The following is a 22,080-nucleotide window of genomic DNA, read 5'->3' on the forward strand; positions in this document are numbered from 1 at the left end:
CTAAAGCTACCGGAAAAGACCACGATGACAAGCCATCACCCATTGTCGAAAGACTTAAGCCCGCCTGAAGTGTCCAACACGACGGGGCCCGGGAACGCCTCAATCGTTGCGTTCCCGGGCCCCGGGGTGCGAGCGGGGAGATCAGATCACCAGATCCACACGCCGTGCTCGTCGAAGTAGCGCGGCGTCGAGCCGATGGTCAGGTGTCCCGTGGCCATCGCACCGTTGCCCTGGAGGTAGTACCAGGTGCCACCCAGGTTGAGCCATCCGGTGTACATGGAGCCCGAGGGGTTCATGAAGTACCAGGTGCCGTCCACCTTCACCCAACCGGTGCGCATCGCGCCGTCGGTGCCCAGGTAGTACCAGGAGTCGCCGATGTACTGCCAGCCGGTCGACATGGCGCCGTTACCCTGGAGGAAGAACCAGGTGCCGCCCAGGTTCAGCCATCCGGTGCGCATGGCGCCCGAGGGGTTCATGAAGTACCAGGTGCCGTCCACCTTCACCCAACCGGTGCGCATCGCGCCGTCGGTGCCCAGGTAGTACCAGGAACCGCCAACGGCCTGCCAGCCGGAGAGCTGGGCACCAGAGCCGTCGTGGAAGTACCAGGTGCCCGCGTCGTTCACCCAACCAGTGCGCATGTAGCCGCTGGCGTCGAAGCGGTAGGTGCGGCCGTCGATCATCATCGCCTTGCTGGCGGGGTACGAGCCGTCAGCGTTGCGGTACCACCAGCCGACCGAGTCCTGCATCCAGGAACCCGTGGGAGTGGGCTGCGGCTGGGGCTGCGGGTCCGGCTGGGGCTGCGGGTCCGGCTGCGGCTGGGGCTGGGGCTGCGGGTCCGGCTGAGGCTGCGGATCGGGCTGAGGCTGCGGGTCCGGCTGGGGCTGGGGGTCCGGCTGAGGCTGCGGATCGGGCTGGGGCTGGGGGTCCGGCTGGGGCTGGGGGTCCGGCTGGGGCTGGGGGTCCGGCTGAGGCTGCGGGTCCGGCTGGGGCTGGGGGTCCGGCTGAGGCTCGACCCACGGGGCCGGCGCCGTCGCGTCCTGCTTCACAGACTTAACAACGGCGATCGTCGTCGCCGTTGCCTCGGTTCCGTCGGGCAGGGTGGCGGTCAGGTTCACCTGATCCCAGTCAGCAACGTTGCTGCCGGTAATCGTCGCGCTCTTGCCGTCCTCGGCAGCCTTCAGGATGACCGCACCGCCGTACTCCAGGCCCCAGGTCAGGGTCGCGTCCTTGAACTTCTTGGGCAGCAGCGGCTTGAGGGTGACGGTCTCGCCCTCCTCCATGTCCACGCGCAGGTGGTCGACGGCGATCTCGTCCTCGCCCAACTCGGTGGCACAGACGTTGACGGTGGCCATCACCGGGTCGAAGACCATCGGATCCATGTAGTCGGAGACGGCTCGGACGTCCGAGCAGCCCTCCTTCAGGGCAGTCACGAGGCCCGACTCTTCATCGACGTTCAGGACGTCGATGTCATCGCCGGACCAATTGATCTTCGTCATGTTGGCGTTCTCGGGCTGGTGCGTGACGCCGATGTTCGTCTGCTGACCGACAGTCATGTTGAGCTGACCCGACTCGATACCGAAGTCGAGGGAGGTCATGGCGACGGGCTCGATCGCGACGTCGGCACGCTTCGAGGGCTTTCCGTCGCTCCCCCACGCAACGAGCTTCACGGTCGCGGGCAAGGCCTCCGTGTGGCCAGCCTTCGTCCAGGCCGCCTGGATGTCGGAGAACTTGATCTCAAAGCTGTAGTGGTGAACGCCGTCGGCGGTGACGTTGCCGGGGAAGTCGACAACGCGACGATAGAAGATGGCGTCGGTGGCCGGGTCGCGCAGGTCGATGCTGGACAGGCCCGGGTTGTCCTCGACCTTGAAGCTGACGGAACCGCCGAGCCCCTCACTGATGGTCGTAACCTGAGAAATCATGGGGCCGTACATGTCGGGGTCGGGCGCCGCAAACGCGGGGGCTCCGAAGGCTGCACCGGACGCCACTACCGCGCCGGTCGCCAGGGTCGCCAGGAACGCCCTGTAAGTTAACTGGGACATACTCACTCCAATGTTGATCCAACGAACCATGCCAGGTGGTTAGGCTTAGCGGCTCGTAGGACGAACGGTACTGCGCAATTGAATACCTAGCAACGCATTACTGACTTACCATCACACAACTACAAGTGAATACGCGGGTTCTTTAGCGCAACCTAAGCCTATTTTTCAGCCGTTTCACAGCAGGAAACTTACCACTGCACATATGTTCGTTAGGATGCGCACATTTTCCCAGCAGATAACCCCTTAAATTCCTGAAAGAATCAAGCCTAGGGTGAACTATTGACACGGTCAACAGGCGCGCGAGCTACGCACCAACACGAAGGAGCCCCTAACCCGCGTCAAACCCCTCCGCGCACCCCTCCGACGCGCCACCCGCGCAACACCCGCGCAACGCCCTCGCGCAACACCCTCGCGCAACACCCTCGCGCAACACCCCTCCACAACTCGCATGCAATTCCCCGAGGCGCCGACCTGGACAGGCCTCACAAACCGCGTGATTCCGCCATTGTGGATTCAAAGTTTGAAAGGTTGACAGGGAAATTGCATGCGAGATTGTGGGGGAACCATCGCCGCAACGCAGGAGGGCAGGGCGCAGCAGTTCCGCGCCCCCGCCGGCGCAGCTCCGCGCGCAGGCGCCGACGGCCCCTTCTGCCGGTCGGACAGCTCCAGGTTCGCGCGCAGACCCTTAAAGACCAGCCCCTACTGCCGGTCGGACAGCTCCAGGTTCGCGCGCACGACGATGCCGATGCGCGTCACCATCTGCTCGTCGACCCAGGACCCATCGAGCGCGTCCAGGCGCGGGTGCGCGCCCTCCTCGCCGGGCATGCGATCGAAGCCCAGGATCGCCCGCCACAGGGGGATGAGTTCCTCGTGGTACGTGTGCCCGTGCCCGCCGGGGGCAGTGCCCGCGACGGGCAGGTCCGCGAGCACCTGAATGTAGGTGACGAAGCGCGTGAACTCGACGTTGCGGGACACGTCGCGCCCGGCGCGCTCGCGCAGCCAATCCGGCTGCGTCCAGATCAGCTTGTTGTTCCACCATACGACCGGATCGGAGGGGTGCTGGGCGTAGACGATGCGGGGGAACCCCCACGGCCCGAGCTCGCGCCCGTACAGGTCGGTGCGCAGGTCGGAGGGCTCGTTGGCGAAGCGCACGCGGCGCGCGTTGTGGACGACGGGGGCGACCTCGGGGCTGCCCTTGTGGCGCGCGGCCGTCAGGGCCCTGTGCATCGGCGTGAAGGCGGGGGTCCCCACCCACAAGGCACCGTCCACCTGGGCCAGCGCCTCCTCGACCGAGGAGAAGACGGACTGCGACGCGAAGGCCCCCAGCGACTCGCCGCACACGAACAGCGCGGGGCGGTCGGCCTCGTCCATGGAGTCCAGCTCGGCGCGCACCGCGCGAAAGAGCGCCGCCGAGGCGTCCTGCGCGGGCTCGAGGCCGGTGAGCCAGTTCAGCACCGAGGGCACGTAGGAGTACTGCAACGAGGCCGTGGCACAGTTGCCGCGCGTGAGGAACTCGAGGGGTTGGACCTGCCATTCGTCGACCCACCCGGAGCCGGTTGACGCGGCGAGGAGGATGACGGCGCGGTCGAAGGCGCCCGTGCGCCGAAGCTCGGCGACGACCGTGGCCGCGGCCGCCTCGATGCCCGCCCCGCCGGTGGGCATGCCGGCGTAGACACGGATCGGCTCCATGGCCTCGCCGCCGCTCACCTGCGCGATGTCGAGTCGCGAGGGGCCGCGCCCGAGGAACACGCGCCCCTGGCCGCCCACCGACTCCCAGGTGACGGGCGAGGCCGGGGACGCCGAGCGCTCGGGCACGAAGGGTTTGTAGATGCCTCGCGCGGTGCGCAGGTTCATGCGTTCGGCGTGGCGGCGGAAGAAGCCGATGCCTCCGCGCAGGATGACGTTCGACGTCAGGAAGAAGACGATGGCGCACAGGATGGCGACGCCGACCACGAAGGCGGCGGGGCGAGGCATGTAATCGCCCAGGGCCGCGATCAGCAGGCGCCCCACGCGGTTGAGCCCGCCGAGGATTGCCAGGAGCGTCCAGGACACGACGACCGTGCCCGCGGTTCCCAGGATGTACTCCCCGAAGGTCTCCCCCGGCATGTTGACGAGGGCCGCGGCCTTGCGCGCGCGCCGATAGGACTGGATGACGGCGTAGAGCCACCAGACGGCGAAGAGGGCGCCGGCGGCCACGCGGAAGCCGATCTCGACGGGTTCAGAGGCCCGAATCGTCAAGCCCGTGGCGGTGAAAATGCGCGCGCCGACGTTCTGCACGAGGACGCCGGCGACGTAGCCGCCGGTGACCAGGACGCCCGAGGCGACCGCGTGCCACGCCCACGAACGCGCCATGAGCGAGGGGGACACGCTCACCGCGTACATGGCGAGCGCAGCGATCACTCCCAGAAACGACAAACCCATGATGCCCATTGTGCCAGGCGCGCTGGCCCGGTTCAGGAGGGGACGAGGCCGGGGCCGCTGGGTTGGGTGCTCTGATAGTGTTAGTGGACTCGCGCCGCAGCGAATGACATGGTCACCGGGAGGGCATGATGACAACGAGGACGATGACGGGGCGCGCCCGACGGGCCGCCCGCTGGGCCGCCTGCGCGGCCACCGTTGCGCTGTGCGTGGTGGGCGTTGTCGCCCCCACCCCTGCGATGGCGGCGATCCCCACGCCGGCAGTGTCGCTGACCGAGCGTCCCGAGATGCCCATCGTGCCCGACGTGCCCATCGAGGTCTGGATCGATGTGCGTCCCACGGCCATCGAGGATGCTTCCGGCGACTACATCTCAGCCCAAGAACTGAGCATGTCCTTCTTAGGCGGCTTTTTTGATGATGGCACCCGCCTCTGGAAAGAGGACTGCATCGCCTTGACGAACACCCTGCTGACGGGTCGTTCGAAGGAGTTCGAGGCGAAGGTCAGCTGGGTCGGCGAACGCTGCGACGTCTCTCTGAAATACTCAGGGGAGTCCCGCCACGTCTTCTACTCCCTGGACGACGCGGGCACCATGCAGGTCCGCGTTCCCATGGGCCTCGTCAACCGTATACTGTCCGCCCTCGGCGAGACCACTGTCACGCAATTGAGAATCCACTTCGACAGTATCAATAACGCCCACTGCAACGGCGATCCGACCCGTAAGGAGGAAAACGAGTTCCTCGTCTACAGCAACTCCACGACGTGCGAGTGGGACACCCGGGACGGCGCGACGATCCCCTTGACCGATGACCCCCTCATTGAGGGGGAGGTCGACAATACCTTCTTCACCATCCTCAACGGAACGGTCGGCCCGTTCATGGACCCAGCCGTGCCCATCGACCCCCTGACGATTCCAACCCCGGCCGCGCCCGAGCTGAGCGAGGGAGGCACTGACCGGGGAGTGGTCATCGGGGTGAGCGCCTCTGTTATCGTCCTGCTCCTCATTGGCGGAGCATCCTTCATCTGGGCGCTACGCTCTCGGCGCTAGGGGATGCGGCGGCCTATCCGCGTCCGCTCAGCGGGCGTTACGATGGCTCTCACGGGCCACGATCTCGCCGTATTCTTGCCACCAGGTTAACGGTTCACGTAGAATAGTTGGTGTCTAGGTGTGGAAGGTGACTATGCCGCTGTTCGAGGATGATCCCGACCTGATCCGCCGCCAGGAGCGTCAGGTTCGCGAGCAGGCCGAGCGTGCCCGCGTCATGCGCCAGCAGATCGAGGCCGTCCAAGGAGTGGGCAACTCTCCAGACAGCAGCGTCGAGGTGGTCGTCGACTCCGGCGGAACGCTCCTCGGCATCGGCATCGAGGGCGTGTCCAACGAGGTGTGCGAGGCGATCATAGCCGCCTACGCGGCCGCCCGACGCGACGCTGGCGAGCAGGTCATCAGCGCCTCCCAGGCTGCCTTTGGCGAGAACTACGCGGGCATTGAGCGCATGCGCTCGCTGTATGGGGTGCCCGACCCGGATGAGCCGGAGGAGCCGGAGGACGAAGCCCCGCACCTGTGGACTCACGCACGGAGGCCCTGAGTGTCGGATACTTTCTCAGTTGATCCCGCGGCCCTGATCGCCCACGCCAGGCGACTCGCCTCCTATCAGAGCGACCTCGAGCAGGCCTCCGACGCGCTGCGCCAGACCTCCGCCTCCAGCGGTGCCTTCGGGATGATGGTCGGCCCCTTCATCGCTCCTCTTTTCCAGCTCGTCGAGGCGGGCGAGCAGCTCGCGATCGGCGGGGCGGGCTTCGCCCTCGATAAGCTCTCACAGTCCCTGGTCGCCAGCGCCCGCAGCTTCGAGGCGCGCGAGGCCTCCTCGTCGGCCTCCCTGAGCCAGGCCGGCTCGGGTCTGGACGGAGGGTACCGTGGCAACTGACGGCACCAATCCCCTGGTCGCACAGCGTCAGGACACCACGTCGACCCTGTCGGGGGCCGGCGTCTTCGATGACATCGAACAGCTCAGCGAGGCGATCGACAATAAGTCGTGGGTCAGTGGCACCCTGGCGGGCGTCGCGCTGGGCGTCGACACGATTGCCTACGTGTCTGATCCTCTGGCCACTCTCATGGCGTGGGGCATCGGGTGGGTGTTCGACCATATTCAGCCCTTCAAGGATTGGCTGCTCCAGCTCGCCGGAGACGCGGACCAGCTGCGCGCGAACGGGCAGACGTGGAAGAACGTCGCCGCGACCTTGAAGGCCGCGGCGGACAACATCGAGAGCGACGTTCGTTCCTCCTTCCCCGACGGGTCCTTCACGGGAAGCACCGCGACCGCGTATTTCGCCGCATCGGGCGCCACGACCAAGGGCATCGCCATGACGGGGACGCTCTCGGGAGCGGTCGGCACCGCCTACGACGTGTGCGCGGTGATCATCCAATTCGTCCACGACTTCGTGCGCGACGCGATCAGCCAGGTCGTCGCCTCCATCCTGTCCTACGCGGTCGAGCTGGTCGCGTCCTTCGGGACCGCCTTCCCCCTCGTCATGGAGCAGATTTCCACCAAGGTCGCCTCCTTGATGAGCGGCGTCTCCAAGCGCATTTCGGCCCTGAAGGAATCGCTGTCGAACCTGGGCGCCAAGCTGACCAACGCCGATCAGCTCCTGAAGTCGCTCAAAGAATGGCTCCATAAGCTCACCCACTCGGACGTGCCGAAGGCCGACGTGGACGCTCCGGCAGCGCCGAAGGCCTCGACCGACGCGCCAAACCCGCACTTGGGCGATCCGGCGCACAACTACGGCACGTTTGTGGACGACGACGGGATCCCGCACGTTGACCCCAGCGATCCGCGCCCGTACCTGAACCCGAAGAATAGACCCTCATTCCGCAAGGGGATTGTGGACAAGGTCAGAGATGAATTCACCGATGCCGACGGCGTTTTGCATGACTGGCGCGGCAAACCTGTCGATTGGCAGCCGGGCCAGCCCCGAGCGGGCATCTGGGACATGGGGCATAAGCCCGGTCACAAGTACAGTGACGTATGGAGATCGTATGTCAATGGCGAGATGACGCCACAGCAATTTCTCGATTGGTATAATGAACCAAAGAACTATCGAGTCGAGTTTTCATCGAGAAACAGGGCTCATATCGATGAATAGCGGGTGGAATCTCTGATGACGTCTATCTTTGCGGTCGCACACAGGGGAACCTTCGATCAATTCAACGAGTTGTTTTCCGACGGGGACGAAAAGCGTGTGCGGTGGGGCAAGAGCCTCTTCATCGAGGCGCTCAGCAACACCGATCCCGCGCAGCGCTACCCGATGTGCGACTTCCTGCTAGACCGCGATTGCGTTCTCGATGCCGGCACCACGGACGGAACGAACCCGTTCCACATTCTCTTCGCGCAAGGCGCGCGCGACGTTGACCGGGACGTCGCGCTATGCCGCCGCCTCATGGATCGAGGCGTAGCGCTCGGTCAAGCGGACAAGAACGGGTGCATCCCCCTGGTCCACCTGATCTCCACGCAGGAGTACTCCGACGAGGAGCTCACCCCCCTGTACGACCTCGTCTTCGCCTCCCCCGATCCCGGTTTCGACATCGAGCTGACGGGCTCGCACGATACCATGTACGACGTCGCTCGACGCTGGCCCCATCGCCAGGCACTGGCCGATCGCATCGCACGCTACCTGGAGGCCAGGAGCGAGAGACACACGGAGGAACACGCATGACCACGTTCATCGAAAACGCCGGAGCGGCCATCGTCTCGCGCAAGATCGTCGAGCGGACGGGCAACATCAAGTGGTTGACCCGCGAGACGCCCTTCGCGCCGCAGGACTCCGGATGGCGCGTCCTGTCAGACCGCGACACCGAGGAGTACCTGTCGAATCCCGCGAACATGACAGTGGTCGACTTCAACGAGCTGTGCGCCCTCGAACCGGCCTGCATCGGCATCTACCTCCTGCCGGTTGGCTCCGACATTCAGCTCGTCGTCGAGCCCGACGGCCGCCGCCGCTGGTTCGACAACAAGACCGAGCGCGAGATCACCTTCGACTAGGAAGCGGCCAGCCTCACGCGTCCTCGCGCTCGGCGCGCCACACGAGGGTCGTGTAGGGGATGGCGACCTCCTCCCCCGCCGCGTGGCCCAGGTGCTCGTAGAGGTACCAGCGCAGGTTCGCCTGCATGCGAGCTTTCCCCTCCCCCGACGAGCGAATGTAGGAGGACCGGGTCGTCCCCAGGGTGAGAATCTGCTCGGGCGTCATGATGTCCTCCCACGCGACCTGAGTCAGGCGCATGGGTGCGAAGCCGCCGCCTGGCGTGGGCGGACGGTCGGGCCGGTGAACGTCCCCCGAACGCATGATGCGCGTGAGCCTGTGCACCCACGGGACACAGACGTCCATCTGGTTCCACACGATCCCCAGCGCGCCCCCGGGCGCCAGGATGCGGGCGACCTCCACCCCCGCGCGCTCGGAGTTCACCCAGTGCCAGGACTGGGCAAACACCGCGATATCGAACGCACCATCCGGTAATCCAGTATCCTCGGCGACGCCGTCGTGCCACGTCACGCCCGGCATGAACGAGGCCTGGGCGCGCATCGCCTCCGAGGGCTCCACCGCCTCCACGATGGCCCCCGCACGCGCCAGGAGCTCGCTCATCTTGCCGGTGCCGGCGCCGATGTCGGCGACGCGCAGGGGCTGGCGAGCGGCCGCGCCACCCCGCACGGGCGCGGCACCCAGCAGCGCCGCCACGGCCTCGTCCGGGTAGGCGGGTCGCACTGAGTCGTAGGCGCCGCCCTCGCCGACGAACGGGTTCACCTCGAGTGAGGCGGACACTGTGTTCGACATCGTCTCATGATCCCCGTTTTGCTGCCGCGCAGGAGGAGTATGTGCGCGCCCCGGCCACGGCCTCGTCCCCCGAGGCGCTCACAGGAGCGAGCTCCACAGTCGGCACACGTTGTCGACGTAGTGCACGTGCCACGGCTGACCCCGCCACTCCTCGTAGGTCAGCTCGCGCGAGCGCTCACGGTTACGTTCGTCATTACCGTGCAGCAGCTCGACCAGGCGCGCGTCATCGGCGACGAGCGTGATCTCGTAGTTGAGGCCGAAGGAGCGCACATCCATGTTCGACGATCCGATGGCGCACAGGCTGCCGTCGACGACCACGTACTTGGAATGCAGCATCGTGGGCTTGCGGTACAGGTGGATGCGCACACCCGCCTTGAGGAGCATCCCGTAATACGAACGCTGAGCGTGCCCGACCAGGAATTGGTCGAATTGCTCGGACAGGAAGAGCTCGACCTCGACGCCGGACAGGGCGGCGTTCGTCAGCGCGGCGATGAGCGCCTCGTCGGGGATGAAGTAGGGGCTCGCGATGGACACGTGAGAGCGCGCCGATGACACCATGTGCACGAAGGCCCGCAGGTTGGGTTCGTCTCGGAACGCCGGGCCCGAGGGGATGATCTGCATCGACGAGGCCGGGGCCTCCTCGGGCGCTTCCTCCTCGCGCGCGGTGGGTGGGGTGAGGTCGGCGGGGGTGAGAACCTCCCTGCTGGCGTAGTACCAGTCGAGGGCAAAGACGGCCTCGATCTGGGTGACGATGGGGCCGGTGAGGCTCACGCTGGTGTCGTCGTAGGTGATGCCGGCTTTCTGGAATGAGGGCGTGTCGTAGTCGGGGGCCACCAGGTTGTGGGATCCGATGTAGGCCTCGCGCCCGTCGACGACCAGGATCTTGCGGTGGTTGCGCAGGTCGGGGCGGCGGATGTGCCCGCGCAGGGGCGCGAAGGGCAGCATCTCGTGCCAGAGGATCCCCATGTCGTCGAGGCGACGCCGAAAGGCTTTGTGACCGGGGATCGTGCGCAGCCCGTGGTGGTCGACGAGGAGACGGACGGTGACGCCGCGGGCCTTCGCGCGTTCGAGGGCCTCGTAGAAGGGGGCGGTGTACTCGTCCCACGACGTCTGGAAGTAGAGCGCGTTGACGTGGTGGGTTGCCCGGTCGATGCTGGCGGCCATCTGCCGGAAGGTCTCGGCCGTGTCGTTGTGGAGCGCGACGACGTGCCCGCAGGAGTCGGGGAAGCCGCTCAGGGCGCCGGTCAGGCGCATGAGCGCGGCCGCATCGCCGTCGTTTCCGCCGGGCGCATCGTAGGTGGTCGGCTCGGGCCTGGCGGAGCCTGCGAGGATGGTGTCGACGAGGGCGCTGGCCTCGGGGTCGTCATCGAGGCGGCGCCCCATGGCCCACCAAGATCCGAAGATGATGTAGAGGGGGACGCCGAGGAGGGGCCACAGGAAGATGAGAAGCAGCCACGCGGTGGAGGTGGAGGCTCGGCGGCGTTTCGGAACGACGCCAAGCGCCACGATACGGATGGCGAAATCGACGGCCCCGAACAGGAGCCACGCCCACATCGGAGGTTCGGGGGGCGGCGTAAACATGTGCCTAGTCTATCGAGCGGCCCCGATCCTGCATGGCCCAGCGCTGCCAGTGTGGCGCGTAGGTCGCGCCGTCGCGGGCGAGCGCCCGCCTGCGCCGCTCGGCCTCGCCGGGGTCGGCGATCCACACCGACAGGTCGGCGTCGGCGTCCCAGGCGCCGCAGCCCTCGATGATCGTGGGGGCCAGGGGGACTTCAACGGCGAGACCGCTTGTGTTGGTCTCCCAGTCCCAGGTGACGTAGGACGAGGCTCGGCCTTCCCGCAGGTCGGCGGCGATTCGACGGGCGACCTCGGCGCCCTGGGCGAGGCCGTCCCAGCCCGGGTACCAGTCGTCGAGGTGGAGGACCTGCCAGCCGGGCAGGAGGCGCGCGAGGGCGGCGGCCAGCGTGGACTTGCCGGAGCCGGAGTAGCCGTCGATGGTGACGACGGGGACGCCACGCGGCGCGTGGGCATCGGGCACGTCGACGCCCGCGCGCCTGTCGATCGACGAGGCCGGGGTCCCCTCCCCCGAGAGCGCGAGCAGGCGCGGGGCGAGGTCGCGGGCCGCCTCGTCGGGAGCGAGGGACACGGGCACGGTGACCCTCGCTCCCCCGCCCGGCGCCACTGCGAGGGGCACGGCTTGGCCGCTCATCGCATCCTCACTGGAGGACAGGGGTGGCCGACCCATACGGGGTGCCGTCCCACGTGCGCTCGCTGACTGCGATGACGGCCACCGGGCATGTGCCGGCCTCTCCGCGATCGACGCGCGGTTTTGCTTTGTCCAGGCTCGTCACGGTCGTCGTGGTGAGGTCGCACGGTAGGGCCAATTCCTGCTGGCGATCGTCCCTCTTCTTTTCGGGACAGCGCGTTGCAGCGTTGACCTCGTCCACGCAGGCGCCGCGATAGTCCGCCCATAAGCCCAACGCAAGATCAAGGAGTGATGGACGGTCTTTCGTGATGATGACTGCCCCGTCGATGAGGCCGTCCTCGTACCAGGCGCGATAGGCGGCGAGGTCGCGGTCGAGATTCCCATCTTTCGCGTTCCACTCCACGTCGACTAGGACGCGGCCTTTGCGATTGTCCACCCAATAGGACGGGATCTCGGCGACGGGGAGGATTTCAGAAGCGAGGCCTTTTCTGCGATAGTCGATGCGTCCCTCGCGCCGAACGACGTACTTGCATTCGGCCCATCCCCGATCCCGCAGCGCCCTATTGAGGCGATCCGCCATCTCGGAGTTATTCTTACCTCTTTGGAGAAGGAGGTTCGCCGAAAAGCTAAAATCATCCAATACCTCGATAATATCCATCCACTCATCGCGGGCGACAGCGGCGAGGACACCGCACGCATTTCTCACTTCGAAAAACGAATACCTGTCGCGGATGCTCGGGAGAACAATATCCGGGTTATCGTACGACGCTGTCTGGATCATTTCGTCATCGTAACACGGCCACCGGCGGCATCTGTCGCATGGGCGACACCACGCAACACGCCTCAATTTAGATCTATATTTAGATCTAAATGGTACTACCATGGGAGCATGACAGACGAGCCCTACGCCCCCCTCCCCACCGTCGCGGGCGGATTTTCGACGGTCCTGTCCGACCCGCCGTGGAGATTCCAGAACCGGACAGGCAAAGTCGCACCCGAACACAAGCGCCTCGGCCGCTACGGCACGATGCCCCTCGACGCCATCAAGGACCTGCCCGTCGCCGACGTCGCAGCACCCAACGCACACCTGTACCTGTGGGTCCCTAACGCCCTCCTCCCGGAGGGACTCGACGTCATGACCGCATGGGGATTCCGCTACGTCTCCAACATCGTCTGGGCGAAACGACGCAAGGACGGCGGACCCGACGGGCGCGGCGTCGGCTTCTATTTCCGTAACGTCACGGAGCTGCTCCTGTTCGGCGTCCGCGGCAAAATGCGCACGCTCGCCCCCGGGCGCCGCCAGGTCAACATGATCGAGACCCGCAAGCGCGAACACTCCCGAAAGCCCGACGAGCAATACGAGCTGATCGAAGCCTGCTCGCCCGGCCCCTACCTCGAGATGTTCGCACGCTACCCGCGACCCGGCTGGTCCGTCTGGGGAAACGAAGCAGACGAAAGCATCGAACCGCAGGGCCGCGTCTACAGCGGATACGCCGGCGGACAGATCGAGCGTCCACTCACCGCCCTCCCGACGCTCGAATCCCACCAGCGCCTCCCGCACGACTCCGAGCTCGCGGTCAGCGCGCAGCTGCGCCGCCAGTACGAAGAGGGCGCCTCGATCAGCGACCTCGCCGCACAGCACGGCTACTCGATCGCGCGGGTGCGCCGCTACCTCGCGCTCGCCAACACCCCGTTGAGGCAGCGCGGGGCACGCCCCCAGGCGGCGAGCACAGGCGACTAGGTCGCGGAGCGCCCATCGCCGTTCATCGGCCCACCAGCGCGAAGGTCCCAGCCATCACGCTGACCGTCAGCGCGATGGCGGGAACGGCGATGGCGACCGCCATGAGGGCCGCGTCGGCGGCGCGCAGGCGCGAGGGGCGCGCCCACGTGCGCCTGCCAGCAGCGCCGAAGCCCCTCGCCTCCATGGTGGTCGCGAGCTTGCCGGAGCGACGCAGCGCGAAGACCAGCAGCGAGAAGGAGCCGCGCAGGAAGGAACGGATGCGCGAGGCGTCGCCCACGCCTCGGGCGCGTCGGGCCCGCTCCAGGGCCTTCCAGTCGGCGGCCATCAACGAGGTCATGCGCGCGCCCGCGAGCGCGGCCAGGACCGGCCGGGCGGGCAGGTGCAGGATCTGCGCGAGGCCGTCGCCCATGTCGGTCGGGTCGATGCGGTCGAGCAGGGCGATCGCGGGGACGACGAGCGCGCACATGCGCAAGCCGATGCCCGAGGCCAGCCACATCGAGTGCTCGGAGATCGCCGCAGGCCCGAAAGACCAGTAGACGTGCCCGCCGGGTGAGGCGTAGAGCAGCATCGAGAGGGCGCCGAGGGGCGCGGCCAGCGCCAGCGGCGTGGCCTTCAGGAAGAAGCTGCGCGCCGACACGCCCGACAGGGGCACGAGGGCCAGCTCGAGGGCGAGGGCCACGCCCGCGCTCACGGGGTCGATGGTGATGAGCAGCGGCGTGGTCGCCACCAGGAGGGCAAGCACGCGGGCGACGGGGTTGGTGCGGGCCAGGAGGCCACGCCGGCGCGCTCGGGCGGAGGCGGCCTGTGCGTCACACTGTCCGCCACTCTGAACGTCGCTCGCGTGAGCGGGGACCACATTCGTCGCAGGCTGTGCGCCCTCATCGTGAGCGCTACCGGAAGGCCCGGCCCCGGCCTCGTCCGCGCTATCGCCAGGTTCCGACCCGACACTCGTGCGGGACGCGCAACCAGAGGAGGCCTCGTCAAGTGGGGAGGCGAGCGCGGACTCGGCGGAATCGCGCGGCACTCCCCCGCCTCGGGTCCCAAGCAACCCCAGGTCGACGACGCGCTGGCCCATCGCGGCCACGAACGCGGGGTCGTGCGTGATCGACACCAGGGTGACGCCGCGCGCGAGGGCGGCGCGCAGGAGGCGCACGAGGCCCAGCCACGTGCCGCGGTCCTGCCCGAAGGTCGGCTCGTCGAGGATGAGCAGCTCGGGGGCGCTGATGAGCGCGGTCGCCACCGACAGGCGGCGCTTCTCGCCGCCCGACAGCGTCATGGGGTTGGCGCGAGCGAGCCTGGTCAGGCCCAGGGCCTCCATGTGTTCCTCGACGAGGGGGGCGATCTCCTCCTCGGTCATGCCGACGGCGCGCGGGCCGATGGCGAGTTCCTCTGCGACGGTGGAGGCCAGGAACTGGTACTCGGGCTCCTGGAAGACCATGGACATGCGGCCCAGGAGCTGCTTGCTGCTCCACTCGTGGGGGTCGCCTGCCGTGCCGTCGGAGGTCTGGACCTCGACGGTGCCCGCGATGGGCGGCAGGAGGCCAGCCAACGTCAGCGCGAAGGTCGACTTTCCGGCGCCGTTAGCGCCAACGATGCAGGTGGACACGCCACGCTCGAGCGTCAGGTCGATGCCGGACCGCACGGGGGAGGCCTTATCGTAGCCGATCGAAAGGTCGGTGACGCGGGCGATGGGGGAATCCTCGGACGAGGCCGGGGCAACCTCGGGCGCGGGGCCGACCTCGGCGGCGACGTCGTCGCCGGGAAGCCAGATGCCGCGCTCGCGCAGGGCGTCGCCCTGCTGCTCAAGGACCTCTCTCAGGGGGCCGTCGGCGGCGATGCGACCGTCGGCCACCACGATGACGCGGTCCACGAGGGGCGCCCACACGTCCACGCGATGCTCGACGACCACCATCGTCGCGCCCGTACGCTCCACGACGGCCTCGACGGCGGCACGCACCTCGGCGATGCCGCTCGGATCCAGGTTCGCGGTTGGCTCGTCCAGGAGCAGCAGGCCCGGGCCCATCGCGAGAATCGACGCGAGCGCCAGGCGCTGCTTCTGCCCGCCCGACAGCTCCGTCGTCGAATGATCAAGGGGCGCGTCCAGGCCCACCGCGCCGAGGGACTCCTCCACGCGAGGCCATATCTCCTCGCGGGGAACCCCCAGGTTCTCCATGCCGAAGGCCACGTCGTCACCCACGCGGGCCAGGACCACCTGGGCCTCGGGGTCCTGCATGAGGAGGCCCACGCGGCCCCTCGCCTCGGCCGGAGCGACGCCGTCGACGGTGAGCGTGCCGGTGGCCTCGCCCTCCTCGGCGCCACCCAGCAGGCCCGCCAGGCCGCCCATGAGCGTCGACTTGCCGGAGCCGGACGGGCCGAGCACCAGCACGCGCTCGCCCGGCGCGATATCGAGATCAACGCCCGACAGCGCGGCGTTCTTGCGCCCGGCGTGACGCCATCCCCATCCGCGCGCGTGCACGCGCGCGCCCGCCCCCTCACCCGCCGGCACCTGGCCATCCGGGGAGGACACGGGGCGGGGGGAGGCGGAGTGGGCCTCGTTCATGGAGCGGGAATCAGACAAGCTCGCGCGCTCCTCGGCCCGAGGCGAAACGATCCAGGGCGCCCGTCTTTGCCAGCGCGTTCGTCAGCGCCCACGCAAGAACTCCGGCGAGGACGATGCCCGAGAGCGCGCCGCACGCCAGGTAGATGGCGTTGTAGGGCACGCCCTTCGCGAGGTTGCCCTCCGTGAAGAGCTCAAGGAACCACTCGCAGGCGAAGGACAGCCCACCAGCGGCGGCAGCGACCCACACGTTGAAGCGACGGTAAGCAAGAAGCACAAACACGATCTCGGCGCCGAGGCCCTGCGCGAGGCCCGAGTACAGCGTCTCCACCGCCCACTGCGAGCCCAGGCCCATGGAGACGGTCGCCGCCACCAGCTCCACGAAGAGCGCAGCACCCGGCTTGCGGATGACGTAGCCGCCGAGCGTGCCGCCCAGCAGCCAGATGCCCGTCGCAAGCCCGTCCAGGCCGGGGGTTATGGCCTTGAGGCCCTCCAAAGCGGCATTACCCACCTGGTTCCAAACAGCAAAAATAAGGCCGCACGCGACGCCCAGGACGGCGGCGGTGACGATGTCGATGACCCTCCAGCGGAGGGACCGAGCGGTGGTAGCCATGCGAGAATACTCCCTTCGTGTTGCACGGCGGCCACGAGGGAAGAGCCTTCCTACGCCGGTATGATCCGGATCAGGTTCTACGGTCGGGGGTGGTCCCCTCTCAGCTCGCGTCGAGCTCCCGTGGCACGCTAGTGAGCATAGTCACTTAGTATTCATCGCGCTACTCGTGCAGGTGAGGGCCCTGATGGGGCCCCTCGCCCGTCCCCCCATCGCCCAGGACTCCGCGCGCCGCGCGACGCAGCAGGAAGTGGCGGTTCGCGAAGGCCGCGCCCACGATGAACGCGATCCACACCAGGGAATAGACGAGGCCGGGGCGGGTATCGTCCCACATCGCCAGGATGACGCCCATGGCCCCCATGAACGCCAGGACCACCCACGCGCCGACGGCACCGCCGGGCGACTTGAAGTGCGATTCCTTGTGCAGGTGGGGGCGCTTACGCAGGTACACCAGGTAGGACACGACGATGACGACCCACACGCCCATGAAGAGGGTGGCCGAGACCGAGGTCACCAGCGTAAAGGCCGCGGAGATCGAGCCGCCCGTCGCCATGATGATGATAGCCGTCAGCAGGCACACGCATGACAAGAACAGGGCGTTGAGGGGCACGTGATGCTTCGAGAGGCGCGCGAAGATGCTGGGCGCCTGCTCCTGGCGGGCCAGGCCGTAGAGCATGCGCGAGGTGGAGTAGATGCCCGAGTTCGCGCTGGACGCTGCCGAGGAGAGCACGACGAGGTTGACGATCGTGGCCGCCGCGCCCAGGCCAGTCAGGGAGAACATCGTGACGAAAGGCGAGCGCTCGGGGCTCACCTGGTCCCAGGGGGTCACCATCATGATGGCCGCAAGGGCCGCCACGTAGAAGAGCATGATGCGCACGGGAATGGAGTTGACGGCCTTGGGGAGAGTGGTGTCCGGGTCGTCGGTTTCCGCGACCGTCGTGCCGACCATTTCGATGCCGATGAAGGCGAAGAGCGCGATCTGGAAGCCACCCAGGAAGCCGGTGAATCCGTTGGGGAAGAAGCCGCCGTGGCTCCACAGGTTCGAGACTGCGGCGGCGGTTCCCTCCTCGTCGATCGTGCCCATGGCGACCATAGCGAAACCGACGATGACCAGGGCGATGATCGCGATGATCTTGACGAGCGCGAACCAAAACTCCGTCTCACCGAAGGCCTTGACCGTCATCGCGTTGAGGGCGAAGAGCAGCAGGGTCGTGGCGGTGATGGGGATCCACGCAGGCAGGCTCGGCCACCAGAAGTGCGTATAGCCGGTGATCGCGATCATGTCCGCGACGCCGGTGACGACCCAGCACGCCCAGTACGTCCACCCCGTCACGAAGCCCGCCCACGGGCCGATCAGGTCGCGCGCGATGTCCGCGAAGGTCGCGTACTTGCGATCGGAGAGCAGCAGCTCGCCGAGCGTGCGCATGAACAGGAACAGGACCGCGCCGATGATCATGTAGACCAGCAGGATCGAGGGGCCCGCGACGGAGATCGTCTTGCCCGAGCCCATGAACAGGCCCGTACCGATCGCACCGCCGATGGCGATCAGCTGAATATGGCGATTCTTCAGGTTTCGCTGGAGCTTTTCGCCGCCCTCCTGACGGGGCTCGTCGTGCACGACTGGCTCGCTGCTCATTCGTTTTCCTTTCCGCCGGTTGCCGCCCGCGGGCGGCGCTTTGCGCGGTCTTTGCGCGCGCGCGGAGCGCGCTTGACCCTCCAACGCTACCGCAATAGCCCGCCCACGTCCGAATCCAGGTGTCACATAGCACGCCTCGAGCGCTTTTCAAGCCGCCGCTGCGCACGAAGCGACCAAGCACGTTAGGTTAGCCTTATGACATCAGAGAGCAGCTCCTCCCTCGACGAGGCCTCAACCGCCCACTCCCCCACGGCCACCTCGGGCGCTCCCGCCCACTCCACTGAAACCACCTCCAGCAGCCCCACCACGCCCGCGCCCGTCGACGCGACACCAGAGGAGCCCGCCATGGTCGGCACCCTGGGCGCTGCCGACGCCCTCGACACTGCCGGCACCTTCGACGCTGCCGCGCACGTCCACACCATCACCAGCAACCCCACCACGCCCGCGCCCGTCGACACGACACCAGAGGAGCCCGCCACGGCCTCGTTCCCCCTGGCCTCCACGGCTATCGTGCCCACGCAGCGCGCGGCGCGTTACGGCAAGCAGCTCGTGAGCCACATGGCGCACAAGGTGACGGGCGCGTGGGACGAAGAAACGGCCAGCGGCTACCTGCTGTTCGACCGCGAGGGGCCGGTGCTGGGGCGCTTCGACGTGATCGCGTCACCGTCGGATCTTCGGCTTGAGCTGCGCACGACCCCCGAGCGCGCTGCTCACCTCGAGCATGTCGCGGGCATTCACCTGGCGCGATTCGGCGCGCGCGACGGCCTGGCCATCGCGTGGGAGCGCACCGACGGCTCCGAGGGCACCACTCAGGGGCCGCTGACCCCGGCCGACATTGAGGCCCACGCGCGCGAGCGCGCCAAGAAGGCGGCGCGAGAGGCGGGCCAGTAGAGCGGCGGCCTGCGGCACCTGAGCGCGGCGGAGTAGGCCGGTCGCGGCGTAGGTCCGGCGTCGCCGCACGCACAGTGGAGTTAACGCGGCATACCCCATCAATTCCGCACGTAATTCCCTGGCGACCACACTTTGTAGCACCCCAAAGCCGCAGAATTCCAACGTTCTGACTAGAAAGTTGAAGCACCCACAGGGGAATTACGTGCGACTTTGAAAAGGGATGCAACATCAAGGGACGTCGCACCTCTTACTGGGACCCTGTGCGACGTCGCTCCAGGCGCTGCACCCGTTATGTAGCGCTGCACCTCTTACGTGGCGCTGCACCTGATCAGAACGGGTGCATTGCCTACAGATCGGGTGCACGACACACCCTCAAGAATCTCGCATGCAATTCCCCCGGCGGCTTCCCTTCACACACCTCAGAAACCTTGGAATTCCAACGATTTAATGTCACAATCTGAAACGCCCACGAGGGAATTGCATGCGACTTGTGGGAACGCAGGGCACCTGCGCGTATCCGACAGAACACATGCGCAAAGCCGCCACCGGCCGATCCGCCAGCGGCCGCACACCACGAACAACCAAGCCAGCCCCGCACACCGCCGCCCAGCACACCGCCACACCAACAAACAACCCCCGCAGCCGTGAGACTGCGGGGGTGCACAGTCTGGCAACGCGCTCACTACGAGTCATTCGCCGGCGAAATGCTGCGACGATGGACCGTCAACGACACCCGCACAGGCCGAAACGACGGACCATCAACAATGCCGGCGAAATACCGCGACGACGAAACCTCAACGGCATCAGCAGATGCCGGCACGGGGGCTCAGAAGTTCAGCGGCCCTCGAGGTAGTTCTTGGCCGCGACCAGGACCTGCTCCCACATGCCGATCGCGTCCTCGTACGCCTGGCGGGCCTCGGCCTCGTCGTCGGAGACGGATGCCAGGCCGGACTCCTCGACGTGGATGGCGACGCCGCCGCGCTCCTCGGAGAGGGAGACCTCGACGCGGGTCGCGTACTCGTCGGGCAGCTCGTCGTCGGCGAGCGGGTACCAGCGGAAGGCGACGACGTCCATGGGGTCCTCGTCGGCCTTCTCGATCAGCCAGTCGCCGGCGTCCGGGTCGCTCACGTGGTAGAGGCCATCGTCGCCGCGGCTCACCTCGTGGTCGCCCAGGGGGCCGTCGTTGACCCACCAGCCCGGCTCCGACACGAGCGCCCACGCGGCCTCGATGTCGCAGTCCACGACCACGTCGGTCTCGACGCGGTCCATGTCGTCCTCACCGTCGGCGTCAGAAGTCATGTCAAAGAAGCTCATGTCTCAACGGTACCGGCTCGCGCGCTCGCAGGCACGCGAATGGACGCCCGAAGAAGCACGCGCACAGGCACATCAACACTCGGTCGCGAGGCGTCGGTACCCCGCGGTCGTCGCGCGCACGACGAGCCGCGCGTCACACGCCCTCAACCCCGCGGTCTTCGTTCGCATACGACGAGGCCGTGGCAGGCCCACCGGAGATGGCGGGGCGGCCACGGCCTCGTGCGTAGGGGGGCGCTCAGGCGAGGCGCGTGATGCGGTAGCGCCAGTCGACGGGGCCTGCCTCGAGGGTTTCGACGCGGTAGTGCTGCGTCGAGTCCTGCAGGTGCGCGAACAGCGGCTCGGGCTGGTGGGGCGCGCAGATCTGGAGGTTTTCGCCGACGGGCAGGTTGTCGACCGCCGCGAAGAGGACCGCGTGGCGCACGACGCGGGGGATGGAGTGGATGACGAGCTCGTCCGCGCCGGGGCGGTGGATGACGCCGGCGCCGCCCGCGTGAACCTTGCCGTGTCCGCCGCCGTGGCCTCCGCAGCCGCAGCCGCCCGCCGTGGAGGTGATGGGCTCGGCGGCCATCTCGTGGGGGCGCTCGGCGGGGGCCTCGGCGGCCTGGGCGGCAGCGCCGTGGCCGTGACCATGGCCGTGTCCGCCACCGTGGCCACCGCAGCCACAGCCGCCCTGCTCGGGGGCCTGCTCGGCGCCGGGGGCCTCGGCGGGAGCGGCCTGCTCGGCGCGCGCCTTCTTACCCTCGCCACCACAGCCGCAACCGCAGCCGCCGTCCTCGGAAGGGACCGTGTTGGCGTCGACCAGCTTGAACATCTGACGATCAGTCATGTCTTTTCCTTATCCTCCGGCCCGCAGGGCCATTTCGGTAAACCTCATACAGTGTAGGCGCGCCTCAGCCGCGCCCGCGCGTTCACTTAATGAGGAACTCGGCCTCGACCTCGACGCTGACGTTGAGGGGCAGGGCGGCGACGCCGACGGCGCTGCGCGCGTGCTGGCTGCCGAAAATCTCGCCGAAGAGCTCGGAGGCGCCGTTGATGACGCCGGCCTGACCGTAGAAGTCGGGGCGCGAGGACACGAAGCCAACGACCTTGACGACGCCCGCGAGGTTGTCGATGCCGCCCGCAACGGAGGCCGCCGCGGCCAGGGCGTTGAGGGCGCACACGCGCGCCGCGTCCTTGGCGTCCTCGGGGTCCGCGCCGTCCTCGCCGACCGCGCCGATGCACACGGGCTCGCCGTTCACGACGGGGATCTGGCCGGAGGTGCGCACGACGCCGCGGTCGATGACGGCGGGCACGTAGGCGGCGACGGGGGTGGCGACGGCGGGCAGTTCTAGGCCGAGTTCAGCGAGTTTTTCGGAGGGGAGCATAGGGGTCCTTTCGTTGTCATTGACGAGGCCGGGGCTGGTCCGTTGATCCCAGTGTAGTTGGGCGCCTCGAAGGGATGGCAGGCGGGCGCACGGGGCAGGGGGTGGGCATTCTTGACTTCCTGTGCGCTGTCTCATAGGGTGTGAGGAAGACTTGCCGACCGGTAGAGGAGGGACCGTGCCTGATTTTTCCATCAATGAGGAGCAGATCAAGGCCGTCGCAAAAAAACTGAACGACGTCGTGGACAGCTTCGCAGCGGACAAGGCCATTGGTCTGTTAGGCATAAGCATTGGGGGATTCGGTTCTCTCTCACTCACGCTCACGTACACGGATTTCATGACCAAGATTGGGAAACGCCGCACGACTATCGAGACATGGCATGCGTCGACCGATACTGCGCTGCATGACACGGCAAAGCAGAGCAAGCAGAACGATCAGCAATGGGCCGCATTGTTCCGCTCGGACCTCAACCAGCCACTGTAAG

Annotated in this window: 21 protein-coding genes and 1 riboswitch; of the genes, 9 read left to right on the plus strand and 12 right to left on the minus strand. The window is 67.3% G+C overall.

Annotated features, from left to right (window positions below; genetic code table 11):
- Positions 1-146: 146 nt before the first annotated feature.
- Positions 147-2,039 (minus strand): N-acetylmuramoyl-L-alanine amidase family protein, encoded by a 1,893-nt coding sequence (locus tag QU663_RS10130; protein WP_304990585.1) that lies wholly within the window; start codon positions 2,037-2,039, stop codon positions 147-149.
- 699 nt (positions 2,040-2,738) lie between these two features.
- The gene (locus QU663_RS10135; protein ID WP_021611385.1) at positions 2,739-4,469 is read right to left on the minus strand and encodes an alpha/beta-hydrolase family protein; all 1,731 of its coding nucleotides are present in this window, start codon (positions 4,467-4,469) and stop codon (positions 2,739-2,741) included.
- Positions 4,470-4,585: 116 nt separating this feature from the next.
- On the opposite strand from QU663_RS10135, the gene QU663_RS10140 reads away from it, so the two are divergent.
- The 6 genes from QU663_RS10140 (at position 4,586) to QU663_RS10165 (ending at position 8,492) form a co-directional block, all read left to right on the plus strand.
- Complete coding sequence (locus QU663_RS10140) at positions 4,586-5,503, plus strand: hypothetical protein (RefSeq protein WP_021611386.1); 918 nt, start codon at positions 4,586-4,588, stop codon at positions 5,501-5,503.
- A 133-nt stretch (positions 5,504-5,636) separates the two neighbouring features.
- Positions 5,637-6,041 carry a hypothetical protein gene (locus tag QU663_RS10145; RefSeq protein ID WP_021611387.1) on the plus strand — a complete coding sequence of 135 codons (405 nt, stop codon included), beginning with the start codon at positions 5,637-5,639 and terminating at the stop codon, positions 6,039-6,041.
- The gene (locus QU663_RS10150; RefSeq protein WP_021611388.1) at positions 6,042-6,380 is read left to right on the plus strand and encodes a type VII secretion target; all 339 of its coding nucleotides are present in this window, start codon (positions 6,042-6,044) and stop codon (positions 6,378-6,380) included.
- A complete protein-coding gene (locus QU663_RS10155; protein WP_021611389.1) occupies positions 6,370-7,596 on the plus strand; it encodes an HNH/ENDO VII family nuclease in 1,227 nt (408 codons plus the stop codon). Before QU663_RS10150 ends, QU663_RS10155 begins: the two co-directional genes overlap by 11 nt.
- 15 nt (positions 7,597-7,611) lie before the next feature.
- The gene (locus QU663_RS10160; protein WP_021611390.1) at positions 7,612-8,166 is read left to right on the plus strand and encodes a hypothetical protein; all 555 of its coding nucleotides are present in this window, start codon (positions 7,612-7,614) and stop codon (positions 8,164-8,166) included.
- The gene (locus tag QU663_RS10165) at positions 8,163-8,492 is read left to right on the plus strand and encodes a DUF2185 domain-containing protein (protein WP_009056381.1); all 330 of its coding nucleotides are present in this window, start codon (positions 8,163-8,165) and stop codon (positions 8,490-8,492) included. The genes QU663_RS10160 and QU663_RS10165 overlap by 4 nt, the downstream gene beginning before the upstream one ends.
- 13 nt (positions 8,493-8,505) lie before the next feature.
- Here QU663_RS10165 and QU663_RS10170 read toward each other — a convergent pair whose 3' ends face one another.
- The 4 genes from QU663_RS10170 to QU663_RS10185 all read right to left on the minus strand — a co-directional run bounded on the left by QU663_RS10170 (position 8,506) and on the right by QU663_RS10185 (position 12,266).
- Positions 8,506-9,279: a class I SAM-dependent methyltransferase gene (locus QU663_RS10170; protein WP_021611391.1), complete on the minus strand. Its 774-nt coding sequence runs from the start codon at positions 9,277-9,279 to the stop codon at positions 8,506-8,508.
- Positions 9,280-9,357: 78 nt separating this feature from the next.
- The gene (locus QU663_RS10175; protein ID WP_034480769.1) at positions 9,358-10,860 is read right to left on the minus strand and encodes a phosphatidylserine/phosphatidylglycerophosphate/cardiolipin synthase family protein; all 1,503 of its coding nucleotides are present in this window, start codon (positions 10,858-10,860) and stop codon (positions 9,358-9,360) included.
- Between the two features lie 4 nt (positions 10,861-10,864).
- A complete protein-coding gene (locus QU663_RS10180; protein WP_021611393.1) occupies positions 10,865-11,488 on the minus strand; it encodes a hypothetical protein in 624 nt (207 codons plus the stop codon).
- Between the two features lie 7 nt (positions 11,489-11,495).
- Positions 11,496-12,266 (minus strand): BglII/BstYI family type II restriction endonuclease, encoded by a 771-nt coding sequence (locus QU663_RS10185; protein ID WP_021611394.1) that lies wholly within the window; start codon positions 12,264-12,266, stop codon positions 11,496-11,498.
- 108 nt (positions 12,267-12,374) lie between these two features.
- Between QU663_RS10185 and QU663_RS10190 the strand changes: the two genes are divergently transcribed.
- Positions 12,375-13,226, plus strand: a complete 852-nt coding sequence (locus QU663_RS10190) for an MT-A70 family methyltransferase (RefSeq protein WP_021611395.1) — start codon at positions 12,375-12,377, stop codon at positions 13,224-13,226.
- 22 nt (positions 13,227-13,248) lie between these two features.
- Here QU663_RS10190 and QU663_RS10195 read toward each other — a convergent pair whose 3' ends face one another.
- The 3 genes from QU663_RS10195 to QU663_RS10205 form a co-directional block, all read right to left on the minus strand.
- Positions 13,249-15,786, minus strand: coding sequence for an ATP-binding cassette domain-containing protein (locus QU663_RS10195; protein ID WP_304990708.1), 2,538 nt, complete (start codon positions 15,784-15,786; stop codon positions 13,249-13,251).
- Positions 15,787-15,796: 10 nt separating this feature from the next.
- Positions 15,797-16,396, minus strand: coding sequence for an ECF transporter S component (locus tag QU663_RS10200; protein WP_021611378.1), 600 nt, complete (start codon positions 16,394-16,396; stop codon positions 15,797-15,799).
- Positions 16,397-16,426: 30 nt separating this feature from the next.
- Positions 16,427-16,528, minus strand: a riboswitch (TPP riboswitch).
- A 28-nt stretch (positions 16,529-16,556) separates the two neighbouring features.
- Positions 16,557-18,029, minus strand: a complete 1,473-nt coding sequence (locus QU663_RS10205) for an amino acid permease (RefSeq protein WP_021611377.1) — start codon at positions 18,027-18,029, stop codon at positions 16,557-16,559.
- Between the two features lie 195 nt (positions 18,030-18,224).
- Between QU663_RS10205 and QU663_RS10210 the strand changes: the two genes are divergently transcribed.
- A complete protein-coding gene (locus tag QU663_RS10210) occupies positions 18,225-18,920 on the plus strand; it encodes a DUF2218 domain-containing protein (RefSeq protein WP_269500593.1) in 696 nt (231 codons plus the stop codon).
- A gap of 834 nt (positions 18,921-19,754) precedes the next feature.
- Here the strand turns inward: QU663_RS10210 and QU663_RS10215 are convergent.
- The 3 genes from QU663_RS10215 to QU663_RS10225 all read right to left on the minus strand — a co-directional run bounded on the left by QU663_RS10215 (position 19,755) and on the right by QU663_RS10225 (position 21,598).
- Positions 19,755-20,234: a hypothetical protein gene (locus QU663_RS10215; RefSeq protein WP_021611372.1), complete on the minus strand. Its 480-nt coding sequence runs from the start codon at positions 20,232-20,234 to the stop codon at positions 19,755-19,757.
- A 235-nt stretch (positions 20,235-20,469) separates the two neighbouring features.
- The gene (locus QU663_RS10220; protein ID WP_304990586.1) at positions 20,470-21,060 is read right to left on the minus strand and encodes a DUF2249 domain-containing protein; all 591 of its coding nucleotides are present in this window, start codon (positions 21,058-21,060) and stop codon (positions 20,470-20,472) included.
- Positions 21,061-21,142: 82 nt separating this feature from the next.
- Complete coding sequence (locus QU663_RS10225) at positions 21,143-21,598, minus strand: RidA family protein (protein WP_003791248.1); 456 nt, start codon at positions 21,596-21,598, stop codon at positions 21,143-21,145.
- A gap of 175 nt (positions 21,599-21,773) precedes the next feature.
- Between QU663_RS10225 and QU663_RS10230 the strand changes: the two genes are divergently transcribed.
- Positions 21,774-22,079 carry a hypothetical protein gene (locus QU663_RS10230; protein ID WP_021611428.1) on the plus strand — a complete coding sequence of 102 codons (306 nt, stop codon included), beginning with the start codon at positions 21,774-21,776 and terminating at the stop codon, positions 22,077-22,079.
- Position 22,080 lies beyond the last annotated feature (1 nt).

It is taken from the genome of Schaalia sp. HMT-172 (assembly GCF_030644365.1).
In the GTDB taxonomy this organism is placed as follows: domain Bacteria; phylum Actinomycetota; class Actinomycetes; order Actinomycetales; family Actinomycetaceae; genus Pauljensenia.

Excerpts from the sequence above, each read along its gene's own strand:
- QU663_RS10160 (WP_021611390.1), top strand. The coding sequence starts at position 7,612 with ATGACGTCTATCTTTGCGGTCGCACACAGGGGAACCTTCGATCAATTC.
- QU663_RS10170 (WP_021611391.1), bottom strand. The coding sequence starts at position 9,279 with ATGTCGAACACAGTGTCCGCCTCACTCGAGGTGAACCCGTTCGTCGGC.
- QU663_RS10140 (WP_021611386.1), top strand. The coding sequence starts at position 4,586 with ATGATGACAACGAGGACGATGACGGGGCGCGCCCGACGGGCCGCCCGC.
- QU663_RS10205 (WP_021611377.1), bottom strand. The coding sequence starts at position 18,029 with ATGAGCAGCGAGCCAGTCGTGCACGACGAGCCCCGTCAGGAGGGCGGC.
- QU663_RS10185 (WP_021611394.1), bottom strand. The coding sequence starts at position 12,266 with ATGATCCAGACAGCGTCGTACGATAACCCGGATATTGTTCTCCCGAGC.
- QU663_RS10195 (WP_304990708.1), bottom strand. The coding sequence starts at position 15,786 with ATGAACGAGGCCCACTCCGCCTCCCCCCGCCCCGTGTCCTCCCCGGAT.
- QU663_RS10220 (WP_304990586.1), bottom strand. The coding sequence starts at position 21,060 with ATGACTGATCGTCAGATGTTCAAGCTGGTCGACGCCAACACGGTCCCT.
- QU663_RS10215 (WP_021611372.1), bottom strand. The coding sequence starts at position 20,234 with ATGAGCTTCTTTGACATGACTTCTGACGCCGACGGTGAGGACGACATG.
- QU663_RS10180 (WP_021611393.1), bottom strand. The coding sequence starts at position 11,488 with ATGAGCGGCCAAGCCGTGCCCCTCGCAGTGGCGCCGGGCGGGGGAGCG.
- QU663_RS10130 (WP_304990585.1), bottom strand. The coding sequence starts at position 2,039 with ATGTCCCAGTTAACTTACAGGGCGTTCCTGGCGACCCTGGCGACCGGC.
- QU663_RS10225 (WP_003791248.1), bottom strand. The coding sequence starts at position 21,598 with ATGCTCCCCTCCGAAAAACTCGCTGAACTCGGCCTAGAACTGCCCGCC.
- QU663_RS10175 (WP_034480769.1), bottom strand. The coding sequence starts at position 10,860 with ATGTTTACGCCGCCCCCCGAACCTCCGATGTGGGCGTGGCTCCTGTTC.
- QU663_RS10135 (WP_021611385.1), bottom strand. The coding sequence starts at position 4,469 with ATGGGCATCATGGGTTTGTCGTTTCTGGGAGTGATCGCTGCGCTCGCC.
- QU663_RS10145 (WP_021611387.1), top strand. The coding sequence starts at position 5,637 with ATGCCGCTGTTCGAGGATGATCCCGACCTGATCCGCCGCCAGGAGCGT.
- QU663_RS10190 (WP_021611395.1), top strand. The coding sequence starts at position 12,375 with ATGACAGACGAGCCCTACGCCCCCCTCCCCACCGTCGCGGGCGGATTT.
- QU663_RS10165 (WP_009056381.1), top strand. The coding sequence starts at position 8,163 with ATGACCACGTTCATCGAAAACGCCGGAGCGGCCATCGTCTCGCGCAAG.
- QU663_RS10200 (WP_021611378.1), bottom strand. The coding sequence starts at position 16,396 with ATGGCTACCACCGCTCGGTCCCTCCGCTGGAGGGTCATCGACATCGTC.
- QU663_RS10210 (WP_269500593.1), top strand. The coding sequence starts at position 18,225 with ATGACATCAGAGAGCAGCTCCTCCCTCGACGAGGCCTCAACCGCCCAC.